At 63.2% G+C, this 16,522-nt stretch carries 18 protein-coding genes; 7 read left to right on the top strand and 11 right to left on the bottom strand.

All coding sequences use genetic code 11. The features are described from left to right. Positions 1-42 precede the first annotated feature (42 nt). Positions 43-396 carry a DUF4148 domain-containing protein gene (locus tag OKW35_RS28130; protein WP_184060108.1) on the bottom strand — a complete coding sequence of 118 codons (354 nt, stop codon included), beginning with the start codon at positions 394-396 and terminating at the stop codon, positions 43-45. A 754-nt stretch (positions 397-1,150) separates the two neighbouring features. Between OKW35_RS28130 and OKW35_RS28125 the strand changes: the two genes are divergently transcribed. Continuing rightward, complete coding sequence (locus OKW35_RS28125) at positions 1,151-2,980, top strand: hybrid sensor histidine kinase/response regulator (protein ID WP_429553736.1); 1,830 nt, start codon at positions 1,151-1,153, stop codon at positions 2,978-2,980. A gap of 41 nt (positions 2,981-3,021) precedes the next feature. On the opposite strand, the gene OKW35_RS28120 is transcribed toward OKW35_RS28125, so the two are convergent. Then, complete coding sequence (locus OKW35_RS28120; RefSeq protein ID WP_429553735.1) at positions 3,022-3,726, bottom strand: LuxR C-terminal-related transcriptional regulator; 705 nt, start codon at positions 3,724-3,726, stop codon at positions 3,022-3,024. 424 nt (positions 3,727-4,150) lie between these two features. On the opposite strand from OKW35_RS28120, the gene OKW35_RS28115 reads away from it, so the two are divergent. Then, positions 4,151-5,215, top strand: a complete 1,065-nt coding sequence (locus OKW35_RS28115) for a DMT family transporter (RefSeq protein WP_429553870.1) — start codon at positions 4,151-4,153, stop codon at positions 5,213-5,215. Here the strand turns inward: OKW35_RS28115 and OKW35_RS28110 are convergent. The 5 genes from OKW35_RS28110 to OKW35_RS28090 all read right to left on the bottom strand — a co-directional run bounded on the left by OKW35_RS28110 (position 5,212) and on the right by OKW35_RS28090 (position 9,342). Then, positions 5,212-5,670, bottom strand: coding sequence for a ferritin-like domain-containing protein (locus OKW35_RS28110; protein ID WP_429553734.1), 459 nt, complete (start codon positions 5,668-5,670; stop codon positions 5,212-5,214). The genes OKW35_RS28115 and OKW35_RS28110 overlap by 4 nt on opposite strands. 162 nt (positions 5,671-5,832) lie before the next feature. Beyond that, a complete protein-coding gene (tkt, locus tag OKW35_RS28105; protein WP_429553733.1) occupies positions 5,833-7,914 on the bottom strand; it encodes a transketolase in 2,082 nt (693 codons plus the stop codon). A 265-nt stretch (positions 7,915-8,179) separates the two neighbouring features. Then, complete coding sequence (locus tag OKW35_RS28100) at positions 8,180-8,725, bottom strand: cupin (RefSeq protein WP_184060095.1); 546 nt, start codon at positions 8,723-8,725, stop codon at positions 8,180-8,182. A gap of 53 nt (positions 8,726-8,778) precedes the next feature. Next, positions 8,779-8,955 (bottom strand): hypothetical protein, encoded by a 177-nt coding sequence (locus tag OKW35_RS28095; protein WP_184060093.1) that lies wholly within the window; start codon positions 8,953-8,955, stop codon positions 8,779-8,781. 60 nt (positions 8,956-9,015) lie between these two features. Continuing rightward, complete coding sequence (locus OKW35_RS28090) at positions 9,016-9,342, bottom strand: hypothetical protein (RefSeq protein WP_090810523.1); 327 nt, start codon at positions 9,340-9,342, stop codon at positions 9,016-9,018. Positions 9,343-9,537: 195 nt separating this feature from the next. Here OKW35_RS28090 and OKW35_RS28085 point away from each other — a divergent pair, with 195 nt between their 5' ends. Continuing rightward, positions 9,538-9,774 (top strand): hypothetical protein, encoded by a 237-nt coding sequence (locus OKW35_RS28085; RefSeq protein WP_184060089.1) that lies wholly within the window; start codon positions 9,538-9,540, stop codon positions 9,772-9,774. Positions 9,775-9,821: 47 nt separating this feature from the next. Here the strand turns inward: OKW35_RS28085 and OKW35_RS28080 are convergent, their stop codons facing one another. Beyond that, a complete protein-coding gene (locus tag OKW35_RS28080; protein WP_090809892.1) occupies positions 9,822-10,067 on the bottom strand; it encodes a DUF6723 family protein in 246 nt (81 codons plus the stop codon). Positions 10,068-10,241: 174 nt separating this feature from the next. Here OKW35_RS28080 and OKW35_RS28075 point away from each other — a divergent pair, with 174 nt between their 5' ends. Continuing rightward, positions 10,242-10,571, top strand: coding sequence for a hypothetical protein (locus tag OKW35_RS28075; protein WP_260321126.1), 330 nt, complete (start codon positions 10,242-10,244; stop codon positions 10,569-10,571). Here OKW35_RS28075 and OKW35_RS28070 read toward each other — a convergent pair. Next, positions 10,488-11,165, bottom strand: coding sequence for a MarC family protein (locus tag OKW35_RS28070; RefSeq protein ID WP_018425193.1), 678 nt, complete (start codon positions 11,163-11,165; stop codon positions 10,488-10,490). The genes OKW35_RS28075 and OKW35_RS28070 overlap by 84 nt on opposite strands. A gap of 349 nt (positions 11,166-11,514) precedes the next feature. On the opposite strand from OKW35_RS28070, the gene OKW35_RS28065 reads away from it, so the two are divergent. The 3 genes from OKW35_RS28065 (at position 11,515) to OKW35_RS28055 (ending at position 14,015) form a co-directional block, all read left to right on the top strand. Further along, positions 11,515-11,730, top strand: a complete 216-nt coding sequence (locus OKW35_RS28065; protein ID WP_184047032.1) for a DUF3311 domain-containing protein — start codon at positions 11,515-11,517, stop codon at positions 11,728-11,730. Continuing rightward, entirely contained in the window at positions 11,727-13,202 is a 1,476-nt protein-coding gene (locus OKW35_RS28060; RefSeq protein WP_429553732.1) for a sodium:solute symporter family protein, read from the top strand. The genes OKW35_RS28065 and OKW35_RS28060 overlap by 4 nt, the downstream gene beginning before the upstream one ends. A 162-nt stretch (positions 13,203-13,364) precedes the next feature. Beyond that, a complete protein-coding gene (locus tag OKW35_RS28055) occupies positions 13,365-14,015 on the top strand; it encodes a glutathione S-transferase family protein (RefSeq protein ID WP_429553731.1) in 651 nt (216 codons plus the stop codon). Positions 14,016-14,027: 12 nt separating this feature from the next. Here the strand turns inward: OKW35_RS28055 and OKW35_RS28050 are convergent, their stop codons facing one another. Continuing rightward, entirely contained in the window at positions 14,028-15,224 is a 1,197-nt protein-coding gene (locus tag OKW35_RS28050; protein ID WP_429353708.1) for a diguanylate cyclase domain-containing protein, read from the bottom strand. Then, the gene (locus OKW35_RS28045; RefSeq protein WP_429553730.1) at positions 15,181-15,984 is read right to left on the bottom strand and encodes a hypothetical protein; all 804 of its coding nucleotides are present in this window, start codon (positions 15,982-15,984) and stop codon (positions 15,181-15,183) included. The genes OKW35_RS28050 and OKW35_RS28045 overlap by 44 nt, the downstream gene beginning before the upstream one ends. Positions 15,985-16,522: the final 538 nt, after the last annotated feature.

Genomic DNA, 16,522 nt, shown 5'->3' with positions numbered 1-16,522 from the left:
TTACCCGGATCGTCGGGGCGGTGTCGGGCGAGCCATCTGCGGTCAATTACCGAAGAAAAGGTTGCAATAACTTGCGGGGCCGACGCACGACGATGGCGAGGGCGTCGACACATGCTCGACACTGCCGGAAGCTGCGGTGCCGTTGGTCGTCGTACCGCCAACGTCACTGTTGCCCGCCTGCTGGCTGTCCTGTGCAGCGATCTTCGCTTCAGCAGCCTGAATTTGCTCGGGATACTTCGTATGGTCGCCGTCGCCCATGTGATAGCCGGCCTGCTCGAGAAGGATCAGTTCCGCGCGCACCTGCGCACGGGTGACGGGCGCGGTGCTCTGAGCGAAGCTGACGACTGGGCTGGCAAGCGCACAGCTGGCGAGGACAAGGCATGCAAGGGTTTTCATCGTGGAGCTCCTTGATTCATGGCTAACTTAACAATCGGGAAACCGAATAGCACACTGCAGCCAGTTCTGCAGACAAACTGGAAGTTGTGGTTGATATGGGGGGCATTCGACAAGAGAAGAACACGGGCCATTGTGCGGTGATTGACGCCCTCCTTGTATCGAATTATGTTGCATTATTGCGCCGTGTAATCGTGTCAGTTGTAGTTACGTCGATAATTTGATGTTCGGCATTAAAAGTTACTTTTCGGGAGAATAAATGTTCGGTGTCGCTTTACGATTATGCGTTAGAGTGATTTATTGAGCGTACGGCGCACGCCTGGTTACGGATGCAGTTCGACGCGGCACGCACGGAGCGAGGACCCAATATCGCAATTGGCGAGCCGTGCTTGATCAGGACAACCGCGAGTTACTGGTACTGCGCAGCGCGAGAGATCAGCCTCATACTTACCCTCGTTCAGCAGCTTTGACGGTCTTGCGCCCAACGCTCTTCACAGCGGGCACAAATCTCCGTTAGGGACCACCTGCGTGGATCACGAACTTTTGTTCGGCAAAAAACAGAACACTTGTCCATCGACTTGCTGGCGGACCGCTAGCACAATGGCGTGTAGCTGCACCTGATGCCCGGAGGCCTGTTATGGCGTCCTGTACTCGAACACCACGTGATTCCGACGCGGGCGAAAAGCCCGGGGCCAGAACATCACTGTGCACGGGCGAAACGGCTCACACAATCGAGCGCCGCAGATTCGCTGAATTTATGAATCTTTTTGTGGGACCGGTTGCAGCACTCAGTACTGAGCAGAATCTCCTCGTCAAACGCGAGTTATTGCAATCGCTGTCCCGCCGATCGGTATATTGGATCGCGCTACTGCTGGTCGGAAGCCCGTTCTGGTTCGTATTTGGATCGTGGATCCAAACATCGGATATTTATCCCTTGTTCCGTGTCGTCTGGATCCTGGGACTGTGGGGGATAGCCGCTCCTTTGGCAGCATACTTGCTGAAAAAGACCATGACGCTCCCGAAGCACGCCAGCGTCAACGCGGTCGAGCAGATGCACTGGGCATGGGCTGCATTGGTCATGCTGACATCTTTCTGGTGGGCGGCGGCCAGCTTTGGGCTCATCCCACCCAAATTCGTGGTCCTCCATGGTTATTACTTTAGATTCGGCCGGTATGGCTTTCTGGAACTGACGATGATCTGCCAGGCATTTACGTTGCTGCTGCTCGCACCCAGTCTTCGTGCGGCTTTAGGTGCACTCGTGATTGGCACTATCCCATTCGGATTTAACATGGCACCACTGTTCTTTATTAACCGGCCAGGAATGTTTGACTGGTATACGGCTCAAATAATTGGCTATTGTGTCGTCGCATGGTTCATTTGCAACGATCAGCAACGCACATGTGTAAAAGAGGTTGTTCTCGAGGAGGCGCGATCTCTGGCTGTAGCGGCAACGGCGGAGAAGAACCAATTTATCGCCGCAATAAGCCATGACCTGCGTCAACCGCTCACCACGCTCGGCCTGAAGTTAGATTTCATCGAGCGGGGCATTAAATCGACCAATCTGGTTGAAGACGTCTCGATTGCGCAAAGGCAAGTGGATGCAATGGAAGGGATGATTAACGGGGCACTGGATATCTGCCGCCTCGAGTCCGGCACCTGGAATGTAGAAATTCAGGAGGTGGCGCTGCCCTCCCTTTTACGCGGCATAGTCGTGGATATGCAGCCGCTGGCTGAGGCAAAGGGGCTGACGTTAAGACTCCATAGTCGCCCCTATCTGGTCCGTACGGATCGACATGCGTTGGACAGGATCGTCCGGAATATGGTGCTCAATGGGCTCCGTTACACGCCTTCCGAACAGGGAGGCAAGAAGGGACATGTTCTGGTGAGTTGCCAGAGGCGAGGCAGCGGCATAAAGATAAGCGTCTGGGACAACGGGATCGGTATCCCTGAAGGTCGACAGGCGGATATCTTCAAAAGCTATGTACAGGTCGATTATCCCGAGAGGAATCGTGAAAAAGGGTTCGGCCTGGGTCTGTCCATTGTCCAGGGTCTCGCGAACCTTCTTGGTCACAAACTGGACGTGGACTCGACACCAGCACGTGGATCGCGTTTTTCGGTTACGGTCCCGTTCATGGGACTCATACCGCCGGAGTTGCGCGAGGTTCAAACGGTTGAAGACGGCGACCCGGACCTGACCAATATGATCGTGGCGATCATCGAGGACAACAGCGACTTAAGAATAGAAATATCGATGCGCCTGATCGAGCATGCCTGCTACGTCGTGGCGGGGGAATCGTCATCCGACGTCATCGAGCAGTTGCGCATTGAGGCTTTGGCAAGCGGTCCGCACTTCATCCTCTCTGACTACCGGCTGGAAAACGAGAACGGCATTGCGGCGATTACGGCGGTCCGCGCTGCTACCGACGCTTCGATCCCTGCGATCCTGTGGTCGGGGGACACCTCCTCAGCTGTGCTCAAAAAAGTAGCCGTCAGTGGCATCAAGCTTTTGTCGAAACCGGTTTCGGAACGAACCTTATTGACCACACTTGCAGAACATAAGCCAAAAACGTCGACCGAAGGCGGTTAAAAGTGATGGCAGGGAAACATGAAGAGCGTTAGCAGAGATCTTCACGACAGTCGCGTATCTGCTGCCCCCGTTCCAAGGGTAAGTTCGGCATTGACTCGAAGTGCAGCTTCAACGCGGTTTCTGACTTGAAGTTTGTCGTAAATAACACAAGAAACCTGTCTGACATGTCCCTCGGAGACGCCAAGCTCTCTTGCGATCTGTTTACCTGAGAGGCCACGTGCAATGCAACGCGCCAAATCCCACTCTCGCGGAGAAAGCCCAAGATGATGCTGATTCCGGCTAGCTGAGGGCGCTTGTGTCGAGCATGCAAAGCGGAGCAAGACTTCTTCCGGAATCCAGAGTTCACCTCCTAAGATCCTGCTCAGTCCAATGAACATTTTTTTGTGCGCGCCTCCTTTCAACAGGATTCCTCGAGCGGCGTAGTCACGCATGCACATTCGCAAAATTTCAACTTCATGATCGTTTCCAGGAGCAAGTCCTGTGCAGATGACCACGGGAACATTGGATGGATTTCCGGCCTGAAAATGTTCAAGTGTCGCGGCGCCACGATTCTCACCATCCAGATTAAGATCCAGGAATACCAGGTCCGGGGGCGGTTTCTTGTTGACTTCTTCAAGCGCGCTGGCAAGTGTAAAGACGGGCGTGATGTCGATTGGGGCTGCGCTCAGCTCCGACGCGTGTGTTTGGACATATTCGGAAAGAGCAACGCAAAGAATTTCGTGGTCATCGACCCATAGGATTTTCATGGTCGCTTCTCCTCTTTATACATCCGAGAAAAGCATCGATCGTGCGCTACGTTTGCGCGGAGTACTGCCTGACAGCTTAGCATATCGAACGAGGCCGCAGATCCTTGAACTGCAGAGTGTTGCGGACCCACGGTCTCTAGCGCACAGGGTGTGCCATGTTCGCGCCGTGTGCCGCGCCCCGGGCGGCACACGGCTTTGCGCGATCGAATCGGTTTGCGCGGCAGCCGCCGGCATGAAGGCGATTCGCGAGTGGTGGTGGCGCACGGACAGCCTCGCGGCGAAATGTCTGCGGCGTGCCGACAGTTCGATGCTCCGAACACGTGCGAAGTGCGTCGACGTATGCCCCTATCATTTCGTCCAGGCGGTGTTGAACGACCGATGTACCTTGGAAACTGTCCCTTCTGCTGCGGACAGGAAGGTTGGAGTGGTGAGATCAGTATACGGCGCGATATTCACCGCCTTAATCGCCGCGGCGCTGTTCGGCGCCGCGACACCGTTGGCCAAGGCGCTGCTCGGCTCAGTCAGCCCCTTCATGCTCGCAGGACTGTTTTATCTCGGTAGCGGCCTGGGGCTTGGCGTCGGCATCGCGTGGCGTGCCTTTCGATCGCGCGGGCTTCAGTCCGCCGCGGACCACCGCATCACCAAAGGCGAGTTGCCTTGGCTGATCGGGGCGATAGCGATGGGTGGCGTCGCCGGCCCCGCATTGCTGATGCTGGGCCTGTCCACTACTCCAGCGGCAACGAGTTCGTTATTGCTCAACCTTGAGGGTGTGTTGACCGCAGTGATTGCCTGGGTGGTCTTCCAGGAAAATGTCGACATTCAGGTTTTTCTCGGGATGGTGGCGATCGTTGCGGGCGGCGTGCTTCTGTCGTGGCATCCGGGACATTCAGGCGTGCCGGTGGGTGCGTTACTGATCGTCGGCGCGTGTCTGTGCTGGGCAATCGACAACAACCTGACGCGCAATGTCTCGGCGAACGACCCGATGGTGATCGCGTGTCTCAAAGGGATGGTGGCCGGTCCCATGAATCTCGGCATTGCGATCGCGGCGGGCGCTTCGCTTCCGTCAGCAGGAACCATGGCGGCAGCGATGCTGACCGGGCTTGGCGGTTACGGCATCAGCCTCGTGCTGTTCGTTGTTGCACTTCGCCATCTCGGTACGGCGCGTACAGGCGCGTACTTTTCCGTTGCGCCGCTTTTCGGTGTCATGCTTTCGCTGATCATATGGCCCGCGCTACCCAATCTGTCTTTCTGGATTGCCGCCGCCCTGATGGCGCTGGGTATCTGGCTACATGTGCGCGAGCGGCATGAGCATGAGCACAGCCATGAGTTTCTTCAACACACGCACCGGCATCGCCATGACGAGCACCATCAGCACGCGCATGAGTTTCCTTATGCCGGTGAGGAGCCGCACACGCACCTTCACGTGCATCTGCCTATTACACATTCGCACGCGCATTTCCCCGATATCCATCATCGGCATCAGCACTAGCTGTCCGCCGACGTCGTCATTTCCCCAGGGCGGCGCAGCATCTTGTCGACTTCGCCCGCGTGCATCTCCTCGACGTGGATCATCTGACGGGCGAACTCCTCGAGTGCAACCGAGCGGTCCTCGACGAGCGCCAGCAGGTCGCGATACAACTGCAACGCAAGATTCTCGGCTTGCAACGACTCGCGGAGGATCGAAGAGATATCGAAGGTGTGCGAGTCGAGCAGAGGACCGATCGCAAGCGACGGATAGGCACCCAGAGTCGTGATCCATTCGCCGGCCTGCTGTGCGTGCAACAACGATTCATCGGCCTGCGCGCGCAGCCACGACCTGATCGGAATGCGTCCGAATCCGAAAACAAGGAACGAATAGTGCGTATATCGGACGACGCCGGCCAACTCGGATTCGAGAATCCGGTTCAGCACCGCAACAACGTCTTCCTTATTGATCTCGGCCATTTGAAGTCTCCTTTCATGGCGTGGCGAGGCGTCCGGCCTCGCGACCGAGTAGGCCGGCAAGCGGCCGCAAACCGTGGCCGCACGCCTGATCGAAACGGATAGATTCCGCCGGCCCACCGCTTTTCGCATCAAGCGTTCACGACGTCGTCGAGCGCCGCACGCTCAAGTGCCCTTCCCCTTCTTCACCCGCTCGATCTGCTGCTTCGCCGCCTGATACACGACTTCCGGCATGAAACCGAATTTCTTCTTCAGATCCGCGATCGGCGCCGACGCGCCGAACGTATGCATGACGACCTGCGCACCGAGCCGTCCTGTATACCGATCCCAGCCGAGCGACGCAGCCTGCTCGACCGCGACGCGCGCCTCGACCTCCGCGGGCAGCACCGACTCCTGATACGCGCTGTCCTCGCGCTCGAAGATGTCCCACGACGGCATCGACACGACGCGCGCCGCGATGCCCTCGCTCTTCAGCTTCTCGTACACGTCGGCGCAGATCGATAGCTCGCTGCCGGTCGCCATCAGGATCACCTCTGGCTTCTTGCCAGCGGGGGCGTCGGCGAGCACATACGCACCGTGCCTGACGCCGCTCGCGGGCGCATAGCGGCTCCGGTCGAGCGTCGGCAGCGGCTGGCGCGACAAGACGATGCACGCCGGCCGATGCGGCTGCGTCAGCGCGACACGCCAGGCCTCGGCCGCTTCGTTCGCGTCGCCGGGACGCAGTACCGTGAGGCCGGGCACGCCGCGCAACGACGCGAGCTGCTCGATCGGCTGATGTGTCGGACCGTCTTCGCCGAGGCCGATCGAATCGTGCGTGAACACAAAGATGGCCGGCACTTCCATGATCGCGGACAGGCGGATCGGCGGCTTCATGTAGTCGCTGAAGATCAGGAACGTCGAGCCGTACGCGCGCAGATTCGATAGCGCAAGACCGTTGACCACCGCGCCCATCGCATGCTCGCGAATGCCGAAGTGCAGATTGCGGCCGGCATAGTGATCCGCCTGGAAGCTGCCGGCGCCTTCGAACTTCAGGTTGGTTTTCGTCGACGGCGACAGGTCCGCCGCGCCGCCGATCATCCACGGCACACGCGCGGCAATCGCATTGAGCACCTTGCCCGACGATTCGCGTGTCGCGATGCCCTTCGGGTCCGCGTTGAAGCTCGGGATGTCGCTGTCCCAGCCCTGCGGCAATTCGTGCGCCTCGATCTGCGCGAATTCGCGCGCGAGCTCCGCATACTGCTTTTTGTAGCTGTCGAACTTCGCCTGCCATTGTTCGCGCGCCGCCTTGCCGCGCGCGCCGATGCCCTGCGCGAAGCGCTCGTGCACGCCCTCGGGCACGTAGAAGAACTTGTCCTCGGGCCAGCCGTAGAACTTCTTGGCGAGCGCGACTTCCTCGACGCCGAGCGCTTCGCCATGCGCGGACGCGGTGTCCTGCTTGTTCGGCGCCCCCCAACCGATGATGCTGTGGACCACGATCAGCGACGGCCGGTCGGTCACGCTCTTCGCTTCGACCAGCGCCTTTTCCAGCGCGGCGGTGTCGTTCGCATCGCCGACGTGCAGCGTGTGCCAGTTGTAGCCGTGAAAGCGGCTTGCCACATCGTCGCTATACGCGAGGTCCGTATGGCCTTCGATCGTCACGCGGTTGCTGTCGTAAATCCAGATCAGGTTCGACAGCTTCAGATGCCCCGCGAGCGAGGCCGCTTCGTGCGAGATGCCTTCCATCATGTCGCCGTCGCCGCAAATCGCGTACACGCGGTAGTCGAACAGCGGCGCGTCCGCGCGATTGAAGTGGCTCTCGTACCAGCGCGCGGCCATCGCCATGCCGACGCTATTGCCGAGCCCTTGCCCAAGCGGTCCCGTGGTGGTCTCGACGCCGGTCGTCATCCGGTACTCGGGGTGGCCCGGCGTATTGCTGTCGATCTGGCGGAAATGCTCGATGTCGTCGAGCGACACGGCCGGCGCGCCGGTCGGCTTGCCGTGTTCGTCGACGGCTTTCACGTTGGCCAGATGCAGCAGCGAATACAGCAGCATCGACGCATGCCCGGCCGACAGCACGAAGCGGTCGCGATTCGGCCACAGCGGCTCGTCAGGGTCGTAACGCAGGTGGTGTTGCCACAGGTGATAGGCGACCGGCGCGAGCGCCATCGGCGTGCCGGGGTGGCCGGAATTGGCTTTCTGCACGGCGTCCATCGACAGCGTGCGGATCGTGTTGATGCACAACTGATCGAGGGCGGAATCGTTTTGCATGGGACGCTCCTTGTTCGGCAATTCGGAAGACGGCCGACGCGCGCCGCGGAGCGCGCGGACGGATCGGCGCATCGTGTCGACATGGAATCGCGCGCGTCCGGGCATGTCGCTAAGGACGCGAAGCCGCACGTGGAACCGCCCACGTGCCAGCGTCAGCGCCGAAAGCGCGCGGGAAAATCGCGGCAAAGCCCACAGATGATGCGCCTAACCGCGCGACTCTGCACGCCACGCCGCCGCAGGTCGGTTGCTTCGCGAACGACGAAGTTCAGGCCGACTGCAGCCAAAACTCGATGACGGGACCATGCTTGCCGTCGATCGGATCGAGCGGCGGAAACGGCAACGCCAGCATCTCGGTGAGTTCCTGCGGCGTCAGCGCTTCGCGGCGAATGTCCCATTGCTGCCCTAACGGATAGCCCGCCACCACCTGAAAATGCCGCTCGAACGATTGCAGACAATGGCCGGTGCCGGCCGGCAGCAGCAGCACGTCGCCCGCGTGCAGCGTCACCACGCGTCCGCCCGGCCCGCCGACGATCACCTCGGCGCTCGCGTCTGTCACACCGAGCACCTCGTGCGCGGTCGCGTGAAAGTGATGGAAGTCGAAGATGCTGTTGCGCCACTGCGCGGGCCATGCATTGCGCTCGAAGAGGATTTCGAACGCGGCGGGCAGATTGCCGCTGCCGGGCGACAGCGCGCGCCGGTACAGCACGACCGGCAGCTTGCTGTTGTTCGGCACCCAGTCGTGCGGCTCCAGCATGAACGCTTCGTATTCGGTCTGCGCGGCGTCGAAGCCGTGCCTGGACTCGTTGAACATGGTTGCTCCTGGCTTGTGATGCGGTTGCCGCGAACCTGCGGACGAGCAGCCGGCTAGCCTCCGCCGATGCCCTGCAGCACCTTGCCCGTGCCGCCGCACACCGCGCAGCGAGCGCCCTCGACCTTGCCCGTGCCGTGGCAGGCGCCGCACAGGTCTTCGCCAGCGCCCGGCGTGTTGGGCGGCGCTTCGTCGCCGGGGTTCATCGATTGGGTTGGAGTGTCCGGTTGCATGCGCTTTCTCCGGTTGGGTGTTGACGGATTGGATGCACGGCTGGCACGCAACGCGCCGCGTCATTGCTCGCCCGGCTGCTTGTGATGCGATTCGCGCCCGCCGCCGCCCGGCGGCTCCGCGTGCTCGCCGGTGCCGAGCGGCACTTCGGCGCCCTGGCGCGGCCGCTCGCTCGACCGTGGCGGATTGGTCGCTTTGTCCACGCCGGTCTGCACGACCGGTTCGATGCCGAGCGGACTCGGCTCGACGTAGTGCGTGCCGCTCGGCTTGTTGCGGGCTTTGACTTCGTCGGACAGCGTGGGCGCGGCGCGGTTATCTGGCCTCGCGGACTGCTCGCCGCCTGGCGTCGCGCTCTGCTGCGGGGTGTCGGTCGATTGGGGATCTTGCATCGCGCCCTCCTCGTTTGCTCTGCCGTCGATTCGCGTCGTTACGCGCCATCTCGAACGGGCACCTGGTTCATGCAGCAACATTCGAGCCTTGCCGGAGAAGGCCGCGCGCAGCGCAACAGGCACGGCCATTGCGATCTCGAAGGCAGTAGCGCGGCACGTTCGCTTTGTAAAAAAGCGCCCCCGAAGGAGAACCTCATGAGCATTACGACAATTCGCGTATCCGATACCGAGGTGCAGGTCGAGCGCACGCTGTACACGTTCGCGCAAAAGAGCGACGCCGATGCGTTCCAGAACTGCCTCGTCGACGGTTCGGTCGACACCTGCTATCGCGATCATCCGCCGCTGTCGGCGCGCCCTACCCTGCCCGACGAACATCCGGGCGATCCCGCGCGCGGCAGCACGATTTCGCCGTCGCTCGGCGGTCTGCCTTGATGGCTCTGCGCCTCGCACGCAAGCACCGCCAAACCGGCTGCGCCCGCTCAGCCTTCGGGCGCGGCACGATCGGCCGCGACGAGCTTGCGGCCGTACGCAATCGCGGCGCGGCGTGCTTCGTCGGCGGTCGCATAGGGGCCGATCTGCGGTGCGCCCTCGAACGGGAACAGAATCCGCCGGTCCGCTTTCCTCACAACCTTCAGTCCACCTATGTATCGGCCGTCGCCTGTTCCGTGATAGCTGGCGAAAATCTCGAAGTCGTCGTCGGCAACGTCGGCCTTGTGTCGCGCCATATGCGCTCCTCGTCCTGTGCTTTGCGTGGGCGATGTCCAATGTGAGCCGGGCGCGCGCGGTCATCGCGATGCGGCGCGCGTGCCGGGTTCCAGCAATTGGCGTTCCACGCGAACGACATCTGTCGGCATGCGGCACGAGCATTGCGTGTCTGAACGAAGACTAGGAGAGGACTGATGGATTTACCTGATACGAGCCGGCAAGCGCCCAGTGCAATCGGCACATTCGACCAGTCGCTGCCGCTGCATCCGCATGCGCCGATGCCGCCCGAAGTCGACCCCGACATCGCGCCGAACACGCCGCCGCCGAAGATCGACCCCGATCCGATCCCGGACGATCCGGTCGACGTTCCGCACGAACCACCCGAAGGCGATCCACCTGCGGCGCCGCCGCCACAGCGTGCATGGCGCCGGCATGCGGCGCTAGCCCGCCGGCGGGCGCATCGTCGCGATCGGAATCAGGAATTCGGACACGCCGGTCAGAATGATCTGCACGCCGATGCATAGCAGCAGGAACGCCGACACCCGCAACGCGACCTTGGTGCCCTCGACGCCGAGATAGCGCGCGAGGATCGTCGCGCGGCTGTAGATCAGATACACGCAGACGGCCACCGCGAACGTGATGGCGACCGACGCGATGCCCGACATGACGAACGCCGACAGCTTGTGCGTGCGATTCGCCGACAGCGCGATCGCAGTCGCGATCGAGCCAGGCCCGGTGGTCAGCGGCACGGTCAGAGGAAAGAACGCGCGCGATTTCGCGGTTTCGGCGTCGACGCGCTTGACTTCCGTCTGCTCGACTGCCGGCGTGTCCGGCGCATTGAGCATTTGCCAGCCGCCCACGGCAAGCGCGAGCCCGCCGCCGATGCGCAGCGCCTCCATCGAGATACCAAAGAAATGCAGGATCGGCGTGCCGATGAAGAATGCCACCAGCAGCACAACGGCGGCGTTGATCGCGATCTTGCGGGCGAGTAGGGTGCGCTCGTCGAGGGTCAACGACGCAGTCCGGTCCAGAAACACGAACGCGCCGCTGAACGGATTGATGATGCTGATTAAGCCGATAAAGCCAAACATGATGTCCGAGATCAGACTTTCGACCATGTGGGTGTCCGTGTGCCTGCTTGTCTGCGTGTGCTCGCGCGGGTTCGCGCCTAGGCGCGCCGCCGGTCATGAACCCGGCTGGAATCGCGCGGTCCGGAAAATGCTGCAATGCTCGCAGATCATATCGCGGCGCGCCAGTCGGCCTGCAGAAAAGCCGCGCGACGCCTTGCGCGCCACGGCGCGTCCCGCTTTGCACTGCAGCAATCCGGGCTGGAAAGATGCAATTGCAGCGGTCGAAACTCCGACATTTATTTTGACCTGCTTTACGGGACCGAAGTATCCGGCATACAGTCCTCAGCGAAGCCGGAATTTCAACGACACATACCTACTGGTTCGAGGAGTTGTCCACATGCTGCTTCGTGTACTTGCCGCGTTGCCGTTCGTCGGCATCCTGGTCGGCATTTCGTTTGTCAATCGCGTCGAGCCGCTCGTGCTCGGCATGCCGTTTGTGCTGGCCTGGATCGTCATGTGGGTGGTGTTGAGCGCGATCATCATGGCGATCATCTACAACCTCGATCCGTCCAACCGACACGTCGCCGCCGATGGCGAGGAGGTTCGCCCATGAGCGCACTCGTCATCATCGCCGCCGTTACGCTATTCGCGCTGTTCCTCGGCGTGCGCGCAAGGCGCGGCCACGACATGAGCCTCGAGCAGTGGACCGTGGGCGGCCGCAGCTTCGGCACCGCGTTCGTGTTCCTCCTGATGGCCGGCGAAATCTATACGACCTTCACGTTCCTCGGCGGCAGCGGCTTCGCGTACGGCAAGGGGGCGCCGGTCTACTACATCCTCGCGTACGGCACGCTCGCGTACATCCTGTCGTACTGGATGCTGCCGCCGATCTGGCGCTACGCGAAGACGCACCGCCTGGTCTCGCAGCCGCACTTCTTGAGGCGCAAATACGAGAGCCCGGCGCTCGGCACGCTGGTCGCGCTGGTCGGCGTGGCCGCGCTGATCCCGTACCTGGTGCTGCAATTGAAGGGCCTCGGCATCATCGTCGCGACCGCGTCGTACGGCGCGATCTCGTCGACGGCGGCGATCTGGATCGGCGCGATCGTCGTGACCTCTTACGTGATCGTCTCGGGCGTGCGCGGCTCCGCCTGGAACTCGGTGGCCAAGGATCTGCTGATTCTCGCGATCGTGCTGTTCCTCGGCATCTATCTGCCGCTGCATTACTACGGCGGCATCGGCGCGATGTTCCGCACGATCGACGCCGCCCGTCCCGGCTTCCTGACCTTCCCGGCGCGCGGTTCGAGCGTCGTGTGGTTCCAGTCGACGGTGCTGCTGACCGCGCTCGGCTTCTTCATGTGGCCGCACACGTTCGGTTCGATCTTCACGGCGAAGGACGAGCGAATCTTCCGCCGCAATGCCGCGATTCTGCCGCTCTATCAGCTGATCCTGCTGTTCGTGTTCTTCGTCGGCTTCGCGGCGACGCTGCGCGTGCCGGGCCTGAAGGGCGCCGACATCGACCTGTCGTTGTTCCGCCTGTCGCTGCAGACGTTCGATCCGTGGTTCGTCGGCGTGATCGGCGCGGCCGGTATCCTGACCGCGCTGGTGCCGGGCTCGATGATCCTGACCTCGGCGTCGACGCTGCTCGCCAACGACGTGTATCGCGGCATGGTGAACCGCAACGCGTCGGATGCGTCGGTCGCGGTGATCGCGCGCTTCCTCGTACCGGTCGTGGCGCTGGTCGCGGTCGCCTTCACGCTGAACGGCGGCGAAACCATCGTCGCGCTGCTGCTGATGGGCTACAGCTTCGTCACGCAATTGTTCCCGGCCGTGCTCTGCAGCCTGTTCCCGCACAACCGCGCGACGAGGCAAGGCGCGTTCTGCGGCATCGTCGCGGGTGTCGCGGTGGTAACACTGACCACGACGCTGCACTGGAGCGTCGGTCAACTGATGCCGTTCCTGCCCGATGCGCTGAAGGACGTCAACATCGGCTTCCTTGCGCTCGCGGTCAACGTGATCGTGTTCGTGATCGTCAGCGCGGTGACGCAGCCGAGCGCAGCCGAGCAGGAGAAGCACGCGTCGGCGCATTGAAAGACCTGGCCGCGGGCGTGATTCGAGGCTTGCTGTTTCGAGCGCCCGCATTTGCGTACGCTGGCGCCTGACGCATCTGAAGGGGCTGTTCGTTTCGGCGACAGCCCCTGATTCTTTCTGTTCACGGCTCGACCGCGCTCTCAACGATCCACGGAGCCCCGAATGTCCTACGTTCTCTACTACTCGCCCGGCGCGGCCAGCATGCCCGTGCACTGGATGCTGCTCGAAATGGGCGTGCCGTTCGAAGCGCGCCTCGTCGATATCGACGCGGGCCAGCAGCACGATCCCGAGTATCTGCGTCTGAATCCGGCCGGGCGCGTGCCCACGCTGGTCGTCGATGGCGTGCCGCGGCATGAATCGGCCGCGCTGCTGATGCTGCTCGCCGAGCGCCACGCCGAGGCCGACCTCGCGCCCACGCCCGGCTCGGCCGCACGCGCGGAATGGCTCGAATGGATGATCTACCTCGCGAATACGCTGCTGCCCGCGATGCGCGACTGGTTCTACGCCGGCAGCGACGGCGACCCCGCGGGCGCCGAGGCGGTGCGTGCGCTCGCGCAACGCCGCATCGAAGAAGCGTGTGCGCGGCTCGACAGGCATTTCGCCGACGGCCACGCATACCTCGCGGGCGGCAAGCTCAGCACCGCCGATCTGCTCGCGCTCGTGCTGATGCGCTGGACCCGCAACATGCCCCACCCCGCGACGGTGGGCTGGCCGCATCTCGCGAGCTATATCCGCAGGCTGCGCGCACGGCCGGCGTTCATCGAACTCAACGAGCGCGAAAAGCTGACGGAGTGGCGCAACGAAGGCCAGTGACGTTCAGGCGGTTCACAACGTCGCTTCCCTGCCCGTCTGCGCCGCGAACGCGAAGCCGTTCTTGCCGTCGCGCTTGACCTGATACATCGCGGCATCGGCGGCGGCGACCAGACGGCGGTGATCGTCGACGTCGTCGGGATAACTCGCAATGCCCACGCTCGCGCGCACGCCGCCGATTCCCATCTGTTGGTCGGTGTCGACCACGCAGGCCATCAGCCGGCGCGCGATCTCGGCCAGCTCGTCATCGCCCGCGAAGGTGCGCACCAGCACCGCGAACTCGTCGCCGCCGATGCGCGCGACCAGATCGCCTTTGCGCACCGACGCGCGAAACCGGGCGGATACCGCGGCGAGGAATTCGTCGCCGGTGCGATGCCCGAACGAATCGTTGACCTGCTTGAAGCCATCGAGGTCGATATACAGCACCGCGAGGCGCTGCTCGACGGCCACGGTCCGCGCGTGCCTGGCGGCAGAGTCGAGCGCGGCCAGCAGCTTGCGGCGGTTCGACAGGCCCGTCAGCGAATCGTGCAGCGACGCCAGCTCGAACTCGTGCGACTGCCCCGCGAGCTGGCGGGTGCGCTTCGCGTACATGCCGAGCGCCGTGATCAGCATGCAGAACAGCAGCGCGGCGAGCGCGATCAGCGTGCGCGCGACGTGCGCGACGCGCAGCCGCACGTCGGCGCTCGACGCGTCGCGTTGCGCGCGCCAGTAGGCCGACACGCTGCCGAGCGCCGCCGCGACGGCTTCGGGCGTCGCCTGTGTCGGTGACATCAGCGGAATGGGCGGCGCCGGCGACGGACTCGCGTTGACGAGCGCCGCGAGCGCCGCGAAACGCCGCGCGAGTTCGGCGCGCGCCGCGTCATAGGCCGGCACGAACGACGCGTCGTGACTCGCCCGGGTGTCGGCCATACGCTGCCACGCGGCCAACTGTTCGCGCGCGCTGTCGACGCGCCCGGCGGCTTCGAGCACGAGGCCCGCGTACTCCTGCTTCAACTGATCGGAAAACACCGTGCGGATCTGCATCGCCACATACAGCAGGCCGAACAGCAGACACAACAGCGCGGCCACGCCGACGCTCGCGGGCCCCGGCCGGAAGCGCCACACCGGCACGCGCGCGCGTGCGGCGCCGCGCAGCCCTGCTCGCCCCGCTGGCCCGACGACCGCGTGCTCAGGGATGGGAGTAGGGATCTTGTTGCCGTCGGCCGTTGTCATGTTGACGATAGCTCACGCGTCGAAAGAACTGTCCGATCCGCGCAAACAGACCGCCCTTGTGCTGCGACGACGCGCGCCGCTCCTGCTGTGCGAGCCGTGCTTCTTTCGCGTCGTGACCGGCCGCGGGCTTCGCGGTGGAATTGGCGGCATTGGCGACGTGCCGCGGGTAGCCCGGCGGCGGCGTGGGAACAATGGGGGCTGTGGGTGGGGTGGCCGACATATCTGCCGACATATCTGCCGACATATCTGCCGACATATCCGCCGAGGTATCGACCGGCGTATCGGCCAGCGTGGCGGTGAGATTCGGGTCAGGCGTACTCGGGCGGATCTGCCCGGACCACACGGCCGGGTTGGTGTCCTCGAAGCCGCCGTTCGCGCCGGCCGCTGCGAGCGCGACCTCTGGCGCGGCGGGCTGCCTGGCTGACGGCATGGCAAACGGCATGGCAAACGGCGCGGCGGCCTCCTCCGACGCGTGCGCGACGGCCACCGTCGGCACCCGGGCCGATGCCGATGAGCCGAGCGCCTGGCGCGCGCCCGCAATGGCATCCGCGTACGTCTGCTGATCCTGGTTGAACCAGACGCCGTAGGCGACGGTGCCCATCACACCGAAGGTCAGCGCGCCGGCCGCCGCGAGGCACAGGGCGAGGCGGCCGAAGCGCGGGGGCGGCACGCCCGATTCGTCAGGGCCGTCGGGTTCGAAGGAGGACCGGCCGTCCGTTGTGGAATGACGCAAGTCGATATCGTCGGGATCGGTAGCCATCGCAATACGCTCCGGGTATGCCACTTCTTGCAGACAAGCTGGCGCGCTGACGAGCCGGCGCGTAAACCGAGCTCGCAGGCTGCCGCTGCACGCAATGCTCAATGAATGTAATCCTGTCGCGAACGGCCGACAACATAGCAGCGTTGCGTTTCCGCCTCGCTCCGGCGGTGCTTCAAACGGCCCCCCCAGATGCCGTGTGAGTTGGCAAAAAAGCGTGCAAAGCAGGTAAAAACTCCAACCCAGCACAGAGCCCGACAGCCAGCCGTGCGCCTGCCGTCGGCCGCTACGCCCGATGCGACGCGGATTCTGCGAAACGCGCCAACGCGGTCGCCGTTTCGCATGCAACAACCGGGCCTGGCGGCGAACGCGCACGCGACGCCGAAACCGCCGCTTGAAACCCGCGTTGGACTGCGCGCGCCGCGCGCCTCGAGCCGCATTCCGCGAACCTGCTCCCGTGCGAATTCCCGAAGCCGTCCGCGCCGGATGGTAAGGTCACGTGCGCGCATGTCGCGAACGCCGCGCCGTGCCGGGCCCAACG

The organism is Paraburkholderia sp. MM5477-R1 (assembly GCF_050436385.1).
Lineage (GTDB): Bacteria > Pseudomonadota > Gammaproteobacteria > Burkholderiales > Burkholderiaceae > Paraburkholderia > Paraburkholderia tuberum.
Note: the sequence above shows the minus strand (reverse complement) of the source record. Positions and strands in the feature narration are given on the sequence as shown.

What these genes read in the sequence shown, in the direction of transcription:
- OKW35_RS28065 (WP_184047032.1), top strand. Translation starts at nt 11,515, where the DNA reads ATGCTGCTTCGTGTACTTGCCGCGTTGCCGTTCGTCGGCATCCTGGTC.
- OKW35_RS28080 (WP_090809892.1), bottom strand. Translation starts at nt 10,067, where the DNA reads ATGGCGCGACACAAGGCCGACGTTGCCGACGACGACTTCGAGATTTTC.
- OKW35_RS28095 (WP_184060093.1), bottom strand. Translation starts at nt 8,955, where the DNA reads ATGCAACCGGACACTCCAACCCAATCGATGAACCCCGGCGACGAAGCG.
- OKW35_RS28075 (WP_260321126.1), top strand. Translation starts at nt 10,242, where the DNA reads ATGGATTTACCTGATACGAGCCGGCAAGCGCCCAGTGCAATCGGCACA.
- OKW35_RS28120 (WP_429553735.1), bottom strand. Translation starts at nt 3,726, where the DNA reads ATGAAAATCCTATGGGTCGATGACCACGAAATTCTTTGCGTTGCTCTT.
- OKW35_RS28090 (WP_090810523.1), bottom strand. Translation starts at nt 9,342, where the DNA reads ATGCAAGATCCCCAATCGACCGACACCCCGCAGCAGAGCGCGACGCCA.
- OKW35_RS28125 (WP_429553736.1), top strand. Translation starts at nt 1,151, where the DNA reads ATGAATCTTTTTGTGGGACCGGTTGCAGCACTCAGTACTGAGCAGAAT.
- OKW35_RS28100 (WP_184060095.1), bottom strand. Translation starts at nt 8,725, where the DNA reads ATGTTCAACGAGTCCAGGCACGGCTTCGACGCCGCGCAGACCGAATAC.
- OKW35_RS28060 (WP_429553732.1), top strand. Translation starts at nt 11,727, where the DNA reads ATGAGCGCACTCGTCATCATCGCCGCCGTTACGCTATTCGCGCTGTTC.
- OKW35_RS28070 (WP_018425193.1), bottom strand. Translation starts at nt 11,165, where the DNA reads ATGGTCGAAAGTCTGATCTCGGACATCATGTTTGGCTTTATCGGCTTA.
- OKW35_RS28130 (WP_184060108.1), bottom strand. Translation starts at nt 396, where the DNA reads ATGAAAACCCTTGCATGCCTTGTCCTCGCCAGCTGTGCGCTTGCCAGC.
- tkt (WP_429553733.1), bottom strand. Translation starts at nt 7,914, where the DNA reads ATGCAAAACGATTCCGCCCTCGATCAGTTGTGCATCAACACGATCCGC.
- OKW35_RS28110 (WP_429553734.1), bottom strand. Translation starts at nt 5,670, where the DNA reads ATGGCCGAGATCAATAAGGAAGACGTTGTTGCGGTGCTGAACCGGATT.
- OKW35_RS28050 (WP_429353708.1), bottom strand. Translation starts at nt 15,224, where the DNA reads ATGACAACGGCCGACGGCAACAAGATCCCTACTCCCATCCCTGAGCAC.
- OKW35_RS28055 (WP_429553731.1), top strand. Translation starts at nt 13,365, where the DNA reads ATGTCCTACGTTCTCTACTACTCGCCCGGCGCGGCCAGCATGCCCGTG.
- OKW35_RS28085 (WP_184060089.1), top strand. Translation starts at nt 9,538, where the DNA reads ATGAGCATTACGACAATTCGCGTATCCGATACCGAGGTGCAGGTCGAG.
- OKW35_RS28045 (WP_429553730.1), bottom strand. Translation starts at nt 15,984, where the DNA reads ATGGCTACCGATCCCGACGATATCGACTTGCGTCATTCCACAACGGAC.